Genomic DNA, 12,283 nt, shown 5'->3' on the forward strand with positions numbered 1-12,283 from the left:
GGATATATATCGTAATGACTGATACTACTTTATCATTAAAAGATACGTATCGTATCGTGGATCATGCCTATGATGTCATTGTCATAGGGGCTGGCGGTTCTGGCTTGCGGGCAACATTGGGAATGGGTGCGGCCGGTTTTCATACAGCCTGTATTACAAAAGTATTTCCAACCCGCAGTCATACAACAGCAGCCCAAGGGGGAATTGCGGCTTCACTTGGAAATATGGGAGAGGATCACTGGCAATGGCACATGTACGATACCGTAAAGGGCTCTGACTGGCTTGGTGATCAGGACGCAATTGAATATTTATGCCGTGAAGCGGTTCCTGCCGTTTATGAACTGGAACATATGGGAGTACCCTTTACCAGGAATAAAGATGGTAAAATCTATCAACGTCCATTTGGTGGACACATGCGCGACTTCGGAAAGGAACCCGTTCAACGCGCTTGTGCTGCGGCAGACAGAACTGGTCACGCTATATTGCATACACTTTATCAACAATGCTTGAAACACAATGTTGAATTCTTTGTTGAATATTTTGCTATTGATCTTATCATGGATGAAAATGGCACATGTCGTGGTGTTACGGCATGGTGTCTGGAGGATGGCAGTATACACCGTTTCCGTGCAAATCTGGTTGTTTTGGCGACAGGAGGATATGGACGCGCTTTTCAATCCTGTACTTCTGCCCATACTTGTACAGGTGATGGAAATGCCATGGTCATGCGTGCTGGCATCCCAACACAGGATATGGAATTCGTTCAATTCCATCCAACCGGTATTTTCCCAGCCGGCTGTTTGTTAACAGAAGGATGTCGCGGAGAAGGCGGCTATCTGACAAACAGTGAAGGTGAACGTTTCATGGAACGTTATGCGCCACATGCAAAGGACCTTGCTTCTCGTGATGTTGTCTCTCGTGCCATGATTGTGGAAATCAATGAAGGACGCGGATGTGGTCCCAATAAAGATCACATCATGTTACATCTTGAACATCTGGGGGCAGACCTTTTACACGAACGTTTACCTAGTATTGTTGAAACATCGCGCATTTTCTCCGGAATTGATGTAACCAAGGAACCCGTTCCTGTATTACCAACTGTCCATTATAATATGGGTGGTATCCCAACAAATCTTCAGGCCGAAGTTATTCGACCTACCAAAGACAATCCAGATGCAACAGTTCCGGGATTAATGGCAATCGGTGAATGTGCCTGTGTTTCCGTTCATGGTGCAAACCGCCTTGGTACGAATTCATTACTTGACTTGATTGTATTTGGTCGTGCAGCTGCCTTACGTGCAAAAGATATTCTTAAACCTGGCGCTCCTGTTGCTCCATTCCCTAAAAATGCCGGGGAAAATGCACTTGGCCGTTTAGATAAACTAAGATTTGCCAAAGGTGGAACCCGTGTGGCTCAAATGCGTGACACCCTGCAAAGAACCATGCAACGTCATGCAGCCGTTTTCCGGAATACCAAAAACATGGAAGCGGGCGTTGAAAAGATTAAGGATATCTGGTCTGGTCTGGGGGACATCTCTGTTTCCGATCAATCCCTGATTTGGAATACAGATTTAATGGAAGCCTTGGAATTCGAGAATCTATTGGCAAATGGTACCGTAACCATGGTAAGTGCAACCGCACGTCATGAAAGTCGTGGCGCACATGCCCATGATGATTATCCTGAACGTGACGATAAAAACTGGTTGAAACATACTGTTTCATATCTTAATGACAAGGGAGAGGTTTCACTTGATTATCGCCCAGTCCATATGAGAACTTTAACCGATGAAGTTCAGGTTTTCCCTCCTAAAAAACGGGTATATTAATCAGAGAAGGTGATGACTAATGGTTGAATTAAGACTACCCAAAAACAGTAAAATTGGAATTGGAAAAGTATTTTATGCCTCTTCACAGGCAAAAAATATCAAGAAATTTAGAATCTATCGTTGGAGCCCTGATGATAACAAAAATCCAGTCATCGACACTTACGAGGTTGATCTGGACAAAATCGGCCCAATGGTTTTAGACGCGTTAATTCATATTAAGAATGAAATTGATCCGACTTTATCATTCCGTCGTTCTTGTCGTGAAGGGGTTTGCGGATCTTGTGCCATGAACATTAACGGATTAAATACCCTAGCCTGTTCAAAACACATTAATGAATATGAAGGGGATATTGCAATTTATCCTCTCCCCCATATGCCCGTCATTAAGGATTTGATACCTGATCTTAATGGTCCATATGCACAATTAAGGGAAATTGATCCATGGCTTAAAGCTGATACCCCTCCACCCCCTGACAAAGAACGGTTACAATCCATTGAGGAACGTAAAAAACTGGATGGTTTATATGAATGTATCCTGTGTTTTTGCTGTTCAACCTCTTGCCCTTCATATTGGTGGAACGGGGACCAATATTTAGGCCCATCCGTCTTATTGGCTGCCATGCGTTGGGTTGCTGATAGCCGTGATGAGTATAAAGGCGAACGCCTTGATGAATTAGAGGATTCAATGCGTTTGTATGCATGCCGTACTATCATGAACTGTACACAGACCTGTCCAAAAGGGCTTAATCCAGCTCATGCAATTGCTGAATTGAAAAGATTACAAATTGAACGTAAACTTTAAATAAGCTAAAAGATGAGTCATGAAAAAGAAATATATTTTTGACTCATCATTTCCAAATCGTCGGGATTATCATATCGCATGGCTCAACAGCCTATTTGTTGACCATGCGATTTTTCGTTTATTCTGGTCAAATTTTCAGACAGTTATCCCCGGTAAAGTATATCGCAGCAACCATCCCACTCCAACCAGATTATTGAATTTAACAAACAAATATCATCTTAAAACAATTATCAATTTACGGGGGAAAAGAAATTGTGGTTCTGATGCGCTATCCCGCCATATCAGTAATAAATTAAATTTAAAACATTACGACCTCCCTTTTGAAAGCCGTGGAGCACCACATATCGATCGAATTCTAAATCTTGCAAATATTTACAAAGCTATTGAATTCCCTCTTTTAATCCACTGTAAATCTGGAGCTGATCGTGCAGGTTTAGTTTCCGCATTAATTCTTCTATTTGAAAACTACGATATTCATTCTGCAATGCGACAGCTTTCATGGAAATACGGTCATTTTAAATATTCCAGAACAGGAATTCTTGATGCTTTTTTTACCCAATATCTTCAGCAAACGCATGGAAAAGTGAATTTTTTATATTGGCTTCAATCCCAATATAATGAAAAGCAATTAAAAGATTCTTTCAAATCGAAAAAAATATCCTCTTTTATTACAGATAACATTTTACATAGAGAATGAAATATTTTTTAAATCATTCTGCCATAACCTTAATAAGATGTAGCAACTTTTTCCTGATTTCCTTATCTTTAATATGATAATACGCCTTTAACAAATCAACCGTTTCCTTATTATTCATAACATTCAAATCTGTAATTTTAATTTCCTCCTTAATGGCATTTTCCTTATCCTTGGTAATTAATATTTTTTTAACATCTAATGCCGTTGAAAATGATGGAGGAACCTGACTTTTATTTTCTTCGTTTCCGGTCAAAAACTCATCAAAGAAAAAATTAATCGGAACTTGCAAAAACTGTGCTATATAATAAAGTCTCGAAGCGCCAACACGATTAAATCCCTTTTCATATTTTTGAATCTGTTGAAATGATAAACCTAAAGCTATAGCAAGTTTTTCTTGGGAAAAGCCCAATAACTTTCTTCTTAACCGGATACGGCTTCCTACTCGTTTATCTATAGGATTGGGAGGAATTTTTTTTTCTTTTGAAATACAGTTTGATAGCAATTCATTTGCTTTCATCAAATAATAAACTTTCACAATAAAATACTTGTAAAATCATATCCACAATAAATATTTATATTAAATAACTCTTTCAAAACATTATATATTACTAGACAAATATGATTGTTTACATTATTCTAAACTAATAAATATATATATATTTACATTCAGCCATGAAATATAATTTTAATTCAACACCATTATCTCTAATTGCATAATTTTTACCTAATTTATAAATATTAATAAATAATTAAATTGTTTACCTAAAATTAGCAAATAAATTTTAAATTTTGGTATATCAATCCTTTTTTAAGTATTATTCAGTTTACAAATCTATCTATTCAACCCAGTAGCTCTAGTAAAATTTTAATAATAAATTATATTTGATTTAATAATTTTGATTGATTAAAAAAGAAATTAATTAAACTAAAACAATATTGTTTATATGTTGCGTAATGTTTATAATTAATGAAATCTGTATAATTGCCGAGAACTATTTATGAGGTTTTTTGATAATCCACCCACAAAGTTTCATTTTTTATCCATGGATAAACCCGAGGCAATTCAATATAAAAATGACCTGGTAAAACAATATGGAAACGCAAGTATCGACCAAGCCGAAGTCATTATCTGTATTGGTGGTGATGGTTTTGTTCTAGAAACACTTCATACTTATATTAATTATCAGATTCCAATTTATTGTATCAATTTCGGTTCTGTTGGTTTCCTTACAAATCCCAAGATCAAGAAGGATCTTCCATCACTACTTCAAAAAACCCAACCAACTTGTCTTCATCCTTTGGCCATGTCAGCTAAAACAGTTGATGGTAAAACACACACAGCCCTAGCTTTTAATGATATATTTTTATACCGGCAAACCAGACAGGCAGCCAAAATAAAGGTGATAATTAATCATAAGATCAGGTTATCCGAACTGATTTGCGACGGTATCATTCTTTCAACACCCGCAGGATCGACAGCCTATAATTTATCAGCACATGGACCAATCGTTCCCTTAAATTCTGATTTGTTACCCTTAACTCCTATTTGTCCTTTTCGGCCACGCCGATGGAAAGGCGCATTACTTCCTTCAACAACTCTTTTTCAATTCTTGACCCTGGAAGAAAATAAACGCCCTATAGCAGCTGTAGCCGATTTCACAGAGATACGTGACGTTGTCGAGATTACTGTCAAAGAAAACAAATCTATAAAATCTTGTTTACTATTCAATCCAAATCAAAGCTTGTCAGAACGGATTATTTCAGAACAATTTTCCGAATAAAAATTGGTGAAACGTAATATCTATTTTCATTCACTATCCATTGTTGATTTACGGAAGATATAACCTTGTCCCCATATTGTTGAAATAAAATCTTCCGCACCAGCATCTTGTAATTTTTTTCTTAATTTACATACAAAGACATCAATAATTTTAATATCGGGTTCTACATTGCATTTGTATAAATGGTTTAAAAGTGCCGCCTTTGTAATTAAAGTGCCCCGTTGTAAAATAAGCAATTCCAAAATAAGATATTCCTTGCCTGTCAAATGAACCAATGCTTTATTAACGAATACTTCATGTGTTTCCAAATTGATACTTAATGCATCAATATGAATAATTTTTTTGGAAAATACTTTTTGGACACGTCTCAAAACCGCCTTGCATCTTGCAATCAGCTCATCCTCATAAAATGGAATTAACACATAATCATCCACACCTGCCTGAAAAGCTTTTATCTTACTTTCCAGATTATTTTGTCTGGAAACAACAATAATAGAAATCTTTTCATTTAATGCGCGCAATTCTCTAATGGTCGAAAAAAACAATTTATCCAAATTATTTCCTTCAACTATAATAAGATCATATTCATACAGATGAGCCGTTGATAATACCTCAATATCAAACGATACCCTATCGATAGAAAAGTCTGTTACCTTAAGTTTTTGGTAGAATTCATGCTCTAAAAAAAAGATTTCTCCCATAAGAAGAACGTGCATACTTCTACTCCAGGTTATAAAATGAATTTAAAATACTACTATAAAGTGCATAAGTTTATAAAAAAAATCAACAAAAACTTAATAATGATAATGATAAATTTGGAAAAACAATTTTTTTTCAACAACTTCGTAAATAATGTTGAAGTATTTATTATAAAAACCTCAACATTATAAATAAAATCTATTCAGATTTTTTTCTAAATTTCTTTTTAATAAACTGCCATATAAAACTTCGTAAATATCCACCCAACGGCCCTGTAAGTGCAGTAATTAAAGTTGTCAGGGCAATTGAATCACGCAATTGCTTTAAATTATGGTTCCGAATCACCTTGGCTTCTATCTCTTCTTCACCAATTTTTGCCTGCAAGGCCAGATAGAAAAAGATACCAGCACACAAAATATCAAAAATTAGGATAATTAATGATGATCCTAAAAAACCAATATGAAACAACCAGCAACACAGCGCCGCCAAAACAGCATGCAAGGAAATTAAAACAAATAATCCAAATACTGCCCCTATACAGCATAACAGGATTTGCTTGCTTACTCTAATTGACTTTTTTTTCAAAAGCAGGAGCTCTGCATCCGCTGCTGCTTTGCCAAATTCAACAATCTTCATGTATATAGACCATTTCTACAACAAATATTACTAGCGCGTCATCCGACCCAGTACAAAACCTATAACCGTGGAGATCAAAACCGCTTTGATCGGTTTGGATTGAACTTTTTTAGAAAGCTGCTCTACTTGTTCTTCTGCAACATCCTTCATATCATCCTTAATCTTATCTGTTTTATCTGCCATTTCAGCCAAGGCAGGATTAAGCTGTTCTTTTGAAGCCATGACATTATCTTGAACCTGATTTTTAATTTGCTTTAAATTTGTTTTTTTTTTCTTGCAAAAAAACATTTTAATTCCTTCTACATATCCGATAAAACTTGTTTTCAAGTTTAATATATATTTAAATTAATAATAATAAAAAAAGACAAGAAATATTATTTATTTTACTTTGAATAATGTAATAAGACTTAATGACAAGATCTAAACATACAATTAGATTTATTACTAATAAATGATATAACTCATAAAATGCTTTTTTTATCTATAATTGCATATTAAAATTACTTGATTTTAATATGCAATTTAATTTTTTCTATTCAAATTTTCCAATTATGGACCAAATATTTCCTTTCTATTTTAACCTAAATTTTATTTACTGCAAAACGCATTGTAAAATAAAATTAATGTACATATACAATGAAAATATCTTGACTTGAAAATAATTTAGGCATAATCCGCACGGAGAGCATTTAATAATTCTTGATTTATTCCCTTACTTAAATATGTTTTAAATGCTACCCATATCATTATCCGTTTCTATCATAAATGGATTATATTATAAACAATATTAGAGTTAATTTTTTAAAATCAAATTGATTGATTCATGTTTTGTGCTTTAAAGAAAATTTTGTCCATAAAAAAAACAAATTTATATTACTCTTTTTTATTTTTCTGGGAATTTACAAACTATCCATTAAAAATTAGTAAAAATGTTTCCTTTTTTCTGAGTGCAACAAGATGATCGCAGAATTTGATTTTTTTGGTGTCTATATCGCCCCTTTTGTTGTTTATGCTTTATTTGCATTCGCCTTAACTGTTATTATCCGTTCTTTCCTGTGGAAAACAGGTTTAATAAAATTATTTTGGCATCTTGCCTTATTTGAAGTAGCTTTATATTTCAGTATCCTATGTTTGCTTATCTTATATGTATAACTTCTGACTTTAAGAATTTGTTTTTCAATCATGGCACCCATTAGTAACATCATCCGCATCATCTTGACCCTAATCATTGTAGCCATGGCTATAATTCTAGGGGTAGCCTTGTGGGACACCTACATGATTGCCCCATGGACCCGTGATGGTCGTGTCAGAGTATACGTCGTTAAAATCGCCCCGGAAATTTCGGGCACCATTGTACAGGTTCCTGTCAGGGACAACCAGTTTGTTCGCAAGGGGGATCCCCTTTTCGTAATTGACCCCTTACGTTTTAAAATCGCCATTCAACAGGCAGAGGCAAATTTGGAAAATGCGGAGGCCAATCTTGCCTTACAACGTCGTAATGCAATGCGTCGCAAAGGATTGGAAGGCATTGTTTCAACAGAAGAAAAAGAAGATTTCAATACAAAGGTTAGAACCGCACAGGCAAGTGTAGATACAGCAAAAGCAGCCCTGACAGAAGCCAAGTTAAATTTGCAGCGTTCCATACTTTTTTCACCTGTCAATGGCTATATTACAAATCTTAATTTACGGGTTGGTGATTACGTCAATACAGGCAATTCATATTTATCCGTTATTGATGCCGATTCTTTCTGGGTCTATGGCTATTTTGAAGAAACCAAAATGTGGGGCATTCATGTCGGCGATGTCGCCCGGATCAAGTTAATGGGATATAAACAGATACTGCCCGGACATGTTGTCAGTATTGCCCGTGGTATCAATGACTCTAATGCCAACGCTGATAATTTTGGTTTGCAAAATGTTAATCCCATTTTTACCTGGGTTCGTTTGGCTCAACGTATTCCCGTAAGAATTCATATTGATCATATTCCAGACACGATCCATCTTTCCGCCGGCATGACCGCCACAATCAGTGTCGGCCCACAAACAAGTGGCAGAAAAGGAAAACTGGCCACCTGGTTACAAGATCATCTATGAGTATTTCAAACATGTTCCGTCTAAAATCTATCTGGCAGAAAGCAATTACATTTTCCTTGATTGGATTGAATGCCTGCACGGTTGGCCCCAATTTTCATCGGGATCACATGAAAATTCCGGAACAATGGACTGAAAAAGTATGGAAAAGACCAGCCACAGCCCAAGAGATTGTCCAGGCAGCGAACAACATGCGTCGTTGGTGGGAACAGTTTCATGATCCATTGTTAAATCAACTTGTTGAAAAGGCCATCCAGAACAATTATGACCTTCAGATGGCGGGACAACGGATTTTGGCCGCTCAATCCTTGCGTGATCAGCAGGCGTCTAAATGGTATCCCCAACTGGATGGTTCTGGCGGATTTGGATATCAGACATCTTCCAATACCTTATCCAGCAATATCTCGATATCAAAAGGAAATCCAAATAATGCCGTTATACGTCGTTATGGCGCGACATTCAGCTGGCAACTGGATACATTCGGTTTGATCAGACGAATGGTTCAATCCCAAGAAGAGGCCGTAAAGGCCTCGATCGAGGATAGAAGAGCCGTCCTTTTAGCCATGCTTTCTCAACTGGCCAATAACTATGTAACCCTCCGCACCATGCAGCTACGGTTACGCATAGCGGATGAAAATGTTGCAATCGCCCAATATATCTATAATCTGGCACAAAAACAGTATATTGAGGGTACAGGCACGACTCTAAGCACTGCCCAGGCAGAAGCCGAGCTTGAAACCCAGCGAGCAAGTCGAGAGCCCTTGAAAACCAGCATTACCCAGATTACCCATACAATTGATGTTTTGCTGGGACAAACGCCGGGAACCACGGAAACACTTCTTAAGATAGAACAGCCTTTACCAGACTTACCCCCATTTCCACCCTCCATTCCTTCCATTGCCCTGGCCAATCGTCCAGACATACGTATGGCCGAAAGGCAATACGCCATGGCAACGGCAAATATCGGTGTTGCGGTTGCAGAACTCTATCCACAATTCACCATTGACATGAGTGCGATGCCAACGACTTCTTTTACCAGTCAAATGGCCAATATTGCCAGTCTGGTATCCAGCAGCTTTATCAATCTTTCCATTCCAGGTCTGCATGGTGGCCGCCTTAGTGCCGCGGTTAAGCAAGCGCAGGCTCAGGCAGAAGAGGCACGGTTAAATTACCGTCAAACAATCCTGACATCCCTGAAAGAAATCGAGGATGTTATCGCGGCCTGGGGTGATGATTCCGAACATGTTGATCTGTTGCACAAATCCAAAGTAAGCAGCCAGACCGCCCTTATTCGTGCCCAAAAACTCTATAAAGCAGGACTTACAGGATATCTGGATGTCCTGACCGCGCAACGAACAGCCACAAATGCCGCCAATGAAGAGGCTGTGGCCATTTTGGAACGTTTCCAGGATTCCATCAATTTGTTCACGGCCCTTGGAGCCGGCTGGCAGGGTGTGGATATAACAAAAACGGAACTTCCCATGACCATCGAACAACAAAATCTGTTAGCGAAACTGGTTAAACAATAAAATTCGAAAGCAGTTTTAAAAATTATACTTCAATTATATTAACGTATAACCTGATCCAATTTTATAGTTTTAATTTAAAAATTATTTAAATTTATACTTTTTCTGGTAATTTCAATTGTCCAGATTTAGCCCACTCTAACGCTTTTTTTGAATCTGAATCTTTAAAATTTTTTATTTTCGTCAATATTAAATTAAAATCACCTTTAACTGTATCTAAGTCATTTATAACATTGTAATAATCCGAATAAATATTATTATCTAAAATCCAATGATAAACTGATGAAATAAAATGTAAACTACCCCATAATCCCTGTAACTGTTTAACTTGTTTTAAAATATGATTTGTATTAAAATTTTTGTAATAAGCAATACAAGTGATATAACGTTTAAATAAAATTCTTCTCTTCACTATATCCTTACAAGTATTTTTATACTTTCGATCTTCATCAAATAAACTATAATATTTATCAAATTGATTTATATTTTTCTCAAAAATAATATCTAATATTTGCTCACAAATAGGAAAATTATTAATATTTCCATTTAATTTTTCATTTAGTAATTGATCCAATCCATTTGCATTATTCCACTTTGTATCTTGGAGCAAATCAAATAATTCATCAACCTTTTCCATTAAAGGCTCAATTCCTTTATCTATATCTTTTATTTTTTTTATTCTTTCAAAAAGATATGCTGCCAATTCATATTGGTTAATAAAAGGCTGTTTTTGATATGAAACACGATTTTGAAAAGCAGTTTGCAATTGTTCAAGCAATCCCTCTCCTACTAGTACCAACCTATTCAATACATCCAGGATAGATTTTTCTTGTTGAGACAATTCACCATTAAATTGCTTATAGCCTAGATCATGATTAACCTCTGACCAAGCATGCATTAATACTGAAGCAACTTGAATCTCAACAATATGATCAGAATATTCTTTATTCTCTTCTAAAGTGTCAGATCTGATTTCAACACGATAATGATCTGCATGATAACCATCAAATCTATTGTTGACCAGTTTTACTTCATTAGGAAATTTTTTATCTTTAATAATCTTAAAATTCTTCTCAATTAACTGACTCACTCTCATACGATCTGCAGGATAATATAGTGCTATTCGAACACCAGACAAATCAATAATATCTTTACTAATAGCTTCTTCATTTTGGTAACGTTTCTCTTTGCAGCGTTGAATAATTTTTTCTTTTAATCGCTCAGATGTTTTTGCACGATATGTAACAATGGCTTTGATACCATCACTCTTTAATGCTTTTTCACATTGTTTAGCTGCTAATCGGGCAAGCTCATTAAAAAAAACACGTTTTTGTTTATAATGACTTAGAAAAGATTCAATTAATTGATTTAATTGTTCCATCCTTTTCCCCGTTTTCAGTTAACATTAATTTCAAATTATATATAAAACGTAACAAAAAATTATTGTATTATTTTAATTAAATTTCTAAAATTTTAAAAAAAGGGAAAAATCAATAAATTATTCAGGTGGTGCGAACTGTGGGACTTGAACCCACACGTCCAAAACGGACACAAGATTTTAAGTCTTGAGCGTCTACCATTCCGCCAAGCTCGCCCATATTTTGTAAAAGGATTAATAGCATGAAGAACGAAAAGGTCAAAGAGTAAATTTAAAAAAAATTAATTATTTGATAAAAGATTTCAAATCCATGTAAAATTCTCCAATGCAAGTAAATATTCAGCCTACAATGAAGAAAGAAAACCGCTCATTATGTTTTTCAATCAATCCATTCCACTATATAATCCTCCAATTCCCCTGCATCATGTTCACTCACAACCTTTCCCCGCACGGAAATACCGGCTTTATGCATGGCTTCAAAATTACCGGCAATCAAATAATGCCAAGGATAAAGTGTCTTGCCTTCCGCTATTAAACGATATGCACAGGTGGAGGGCAGCCAGTCAATCCTTGATAAATTCTTTCGGGTCAATTGGATACAGTCCGGAATCCTGATTTTACGATGACAATAATCCGAACATTGTCCTGTTTTTATATCCAGCAACCAACAGGCAACATTTGTATAATAAATTTCATTCGTATCATCATCCCGCAATTTATGCAGGCAACACCGACCGCAACGGTCACATAAAGCCTCCCATTGCTCCTTGTTCATTTCTTGAAGTGACAAGTTTTCCCAATAACGATCCGTAACCATAACAACCAATATAATATTCTGATCAAAAAA

Annotated in this window: 13 protein-coding genes and 1 tRNA gene; 7 read left to right on the plus strand and 7 right to left on the minus strand. The window is 36.0% G+C overall.

Annotated elements, in window-relative coordinates; translation table 11 throughout:
- The first annotated feature begins 14 nt into the window (after positions 1 to 14).
- The 3 genes from sdhA to H3T46_RS05210 are packed head-to-tail and all read left to right on the plus strand — an operon-like array spanning position 15 to position 3,325.
- On the plus strand, positions 15 to 1,826 hold the full coding sequence (gene sdhA / locus H3T46_RS05200; RefSeq protein WP_122124100.1) for a succinate dehydrogenase flavoprotein subunit: 1,812 nt from the start codon (positions 15 to 17) through the stop codon (positions 1,824 to 1,826).
- A 19-nt stretch (positions 1,827 to 1,845) separates the two neighbouring features.
- Positions 1,846 to 2,628 (plus strand): succinate dehydrogenase iron-sulfur subunit, encoded by a 783-nt coding sequence (locus tag H3T46_RS05205; protein ID WP_110439083.1) that lies wholly within the window; start codon positions 1,846 to 1,848, stop codon positions 2,626 to 2,628.
- A 34-nt stretch (positions 2,629 to 2,662) separates the two neighbouring features.
- Positions 2,663 to 3,325, plus strand: a complete 663-nt coding sequence (locus H3T46_RS05210) for a tyrosine-protein phosphatase (RefSeq protein WP_370533621.1) — start codon at positions 2,663 to 2,665, stop codon at positions 3,323 to 3,325.
- 13 nt (positions 3,326 to 3,338) lie between these two features.
- On the opposite strand, the gene H3T46_RS05215 is transcribed toward H3T46_RS05210, so the two are convergent.
- Entirely contained in the window at positions 3,339 to 3,842 is a 504-nt protein-coding gene (locus H3T46_RS05215; RefSeq protein WP_122124102.1) for a helix-turn-helix domain-containing protein, read from the minus strand.
- A gap of 481 nt (positions 3,843 to 4,323) precedes the next feature.
- On the opposite strand from H3T46_RS05215, the gene H3T46_RS05220 reads away from it, so the two are divergent.
- Positions 4,324 to 5,106: an NAD kinase gene (locus H3T46_RS05220; RefSeq protein WP_198197756.1), complete on the plus strand. Its 783-nt coding sequence runs from the start codon at positions 4,324 to 4,326 to the stop codon at positions 5,104 to 5,106.
- Positions 5,107 to 5,132: 26 nt separating this feature from the next.
- On the opposite strand, the gene H3T46_RS05225 is transcribed toward H3T46_RS05220, so the two are convergent.
- The 3 genes from H3T46_RS05225 to H3T46_RS05235 all read right to left on the minus strand — a co-directional run bounded on the left by H3T46_RS05225 (position 5,133) and on the right by H3T46_RS05235 (position 6,729).
- Entirely contained in the window at positions 5,133 to 5,822 is a 690-nt protein-coding gene (locus H3T46_RS05225) for a response regulator transcription factor (RefSeq protein ID WP_155566027.1), read from the minus strand.
- Between the two features lie 181 nt (positions 5,823 to 6,003).
- Positions 6,004 to 6,441, minus strand: coding sequence for a hypothetical protein (locus H3T46_RS05230; RefSeq protein WP_110439088.1), 438 nt, complete (start codon positions 6,439 to 6,441; stop codon positions 6,004 to 6,006).
- Between the two features lie 30 nt (positions 6,442 to 6,471).
- Positions 6,472 to 6,729, minus strand: coding sequence for a hypothetical protein (locus tag H3T46_RS05235; protein WP_198197758.1), 258 nt, complete (start codon positions 6,727 to 6,729; stop codon positions 6,472 to 6,474).
- A gap of 669 nt (positions 6,730 to 7,398) precedes the next feature.
- Between H3T46_RS05235 and H3T46_RS05240 the strand changes: the two genes are divergently transcribed.
- The 3 genes from H3T46_RS05240 to H3T46_RS05250 are packed head-to-tail and all read left to right on the plus strand — an operon-like array spanning position 7,399 to position 10,061.
- Entirely contained in the window at positions 7,399 to 7,593 is a 195-nt protein-coding gene (locus H3T46_RS05240; protein WP_110439090.1) for a DUF1656 domain-containing protein, read from the plus strand.
- A gap of 30 nt (positions 7,594 to 7,623) precedes the next feature.
- Complete coding sequence (locus H3T46_RS05245) at positions 7,624 to 8,535, plus strand: HlyD family secretion protein (RefSeq protein ID WP_198197760.1); 912 nt, start codon at positions 7,624 to 7,626, stop codon at positions 8,533 to 8,535.
- 11 nt (positions 8,536 to 8,546) lie between these two features.
- The gene (locus H3T46_RS05250) at positions 8,547 to 10,061 is read left to right on the plus strand and encodes an efflux transporter outer membrane subunit (RefSeq protein ID WP_370533622.1); all 1,515 of its coding nucleotides are present in this window, start codon (positions 8,547 to 8,549) and stop codon (positions 10,059 to 10,061) included.
- A 91-nt stretch (positions 10,062 to 10,152) separates the two neighbouring features.
- Here H3T46_RS05250 and H3T46_RS05255 read toward each other — a convergent pair whose 3' ends face one another.
- The 3 genes from H3T46_RS05255 to H3T46_RS05265 all read right to left on the minus strand — a co-directional run bounded on the left by H3T46_RS05255 (position 10,153) and on the right by H3T46_RS05265 (position 12,253).
- A complete protein-coding gene (locus H3T46_RS05255; protein WP_198197762.1) occupies positions 10,153 to 11,439 on the minus strand; it encodes a RelA/SpoT domain-containing protein in 1,287 nt (428 codons plus the stop codon).
- Positions 11,440 to 11,565: 126 nt separating this feature from the next.
- Positions 11,566 to 11,652: transfer RNA gene (locus tag H3T46_RS05260), tRNA-Leu, on the minus strand.
- A gap of 163 nt (positions 11,653 to 11,815) precedes the next feature.
- A complete protein-coding gene (locus tag H3T46_RS05265) occupies positions 11,816 to 12,253 on the minus strand; it encodes a YcgN family cysteine cluster protein (RefSeq protein ID WP_155566031.1) in 438 nt (145 codons plus the stop codon).
- Positions 12,254 to 12,283: the final 30 nt, after the last annotated feature.

Source organism: Commensalibacter sp. M0133, from assembly GCF_016101485.1.
GTDB lineage: Bacteria > Pseudomonadota > Alphaproteobacteria > Acetobacterales > Acetobacteraceae > Commensalibacter > Commensalibacter melissae.

Bases quoted from the DNA above. Each gene is read 5' to 3' on its own strand.
- H3T46_RS05265 (WP_155566031.1), bottom strand. From the start codon at position 12,253: ATGGTTACGGATCGTTATTGGGAAAACTTGTCACTTCAAGAAATGAAC.
- H3T46_RS05230 (WP_110439088.1), bottom strand. From the start codon at position 6,441: ATGAAGATTGTTGAATTTGGCAAAGCAGCAGCGGATGCAGAGCTCCTG.
- H3T46_RS05205 (WP_110439083.1), top strand. From the start codon at position 1,846: ATGGTTGAATTAAGACTACCCAAAAACAGTAAAATTGGAATTGGAAAA.
- H3T46_RS05240 (WP_110439090.1), top strand. From the start codon at position 7,399: ATGATCGCAGAATTTGATTTTTTTGGTGTCTATATCGCCCCTTTTGTT.
- H3T46_RS05245 (WP_198197760.1), top strand. From the start codon at position 7,624: ATGGCACCCATTAGTAACATCATCCGCATCATCTTGACCCTAATCATT.
- H3T46_RS05225 (WP_155566027.1), bottom strand. From the start codon at position 5,822: ATGCACGTTCTTCTTATGGGAGAAATCTTTTTTTTAGAGCATGAATTC.
- sdhA (WP_122124100.1), top strand. From the start codon at position 15: ATGACTGATACTACTTTATCATTAAAAGATACGTATCGTATCGTGGAT.
- H3T46_RS05255 (WP_198197762.1), bottom strand. From the start codon at position 11,439: ATGGAACAATTAAATCAATTAATTGAATCTTTTCTAAGTCATTATAAA.
- H3T46_RS05220 (WP_198197756.1), top strand. From the start codon at position 4,324: ATGAGGTTTTTTGATAATCCACCCACAAAGTTTCATTTTTTATCCATG.
- H3T46_RS05215 (WP_122124102.1), bottom strand. From the start codon at position 3,842: ATGAAAGCAAATGAATTGCTATCAAACTGTATTTCAAAAGAAAAAAAA.
- H3T46_RS05250 (WP_370533622.1), top strand. From the start codon at position 8,547: ATGTTCCGTCTAAAATCTATCTGGCAGAAAGCAATTACATTTTCCTTG.
- H3T46_RS05235 (WP_198197758.1), bottom strand. From the start codon at position 6,729: ATGTTTTTTTGCAAGAAAAAAAAAACAAATTTAAAGCAAATTAAAAAT.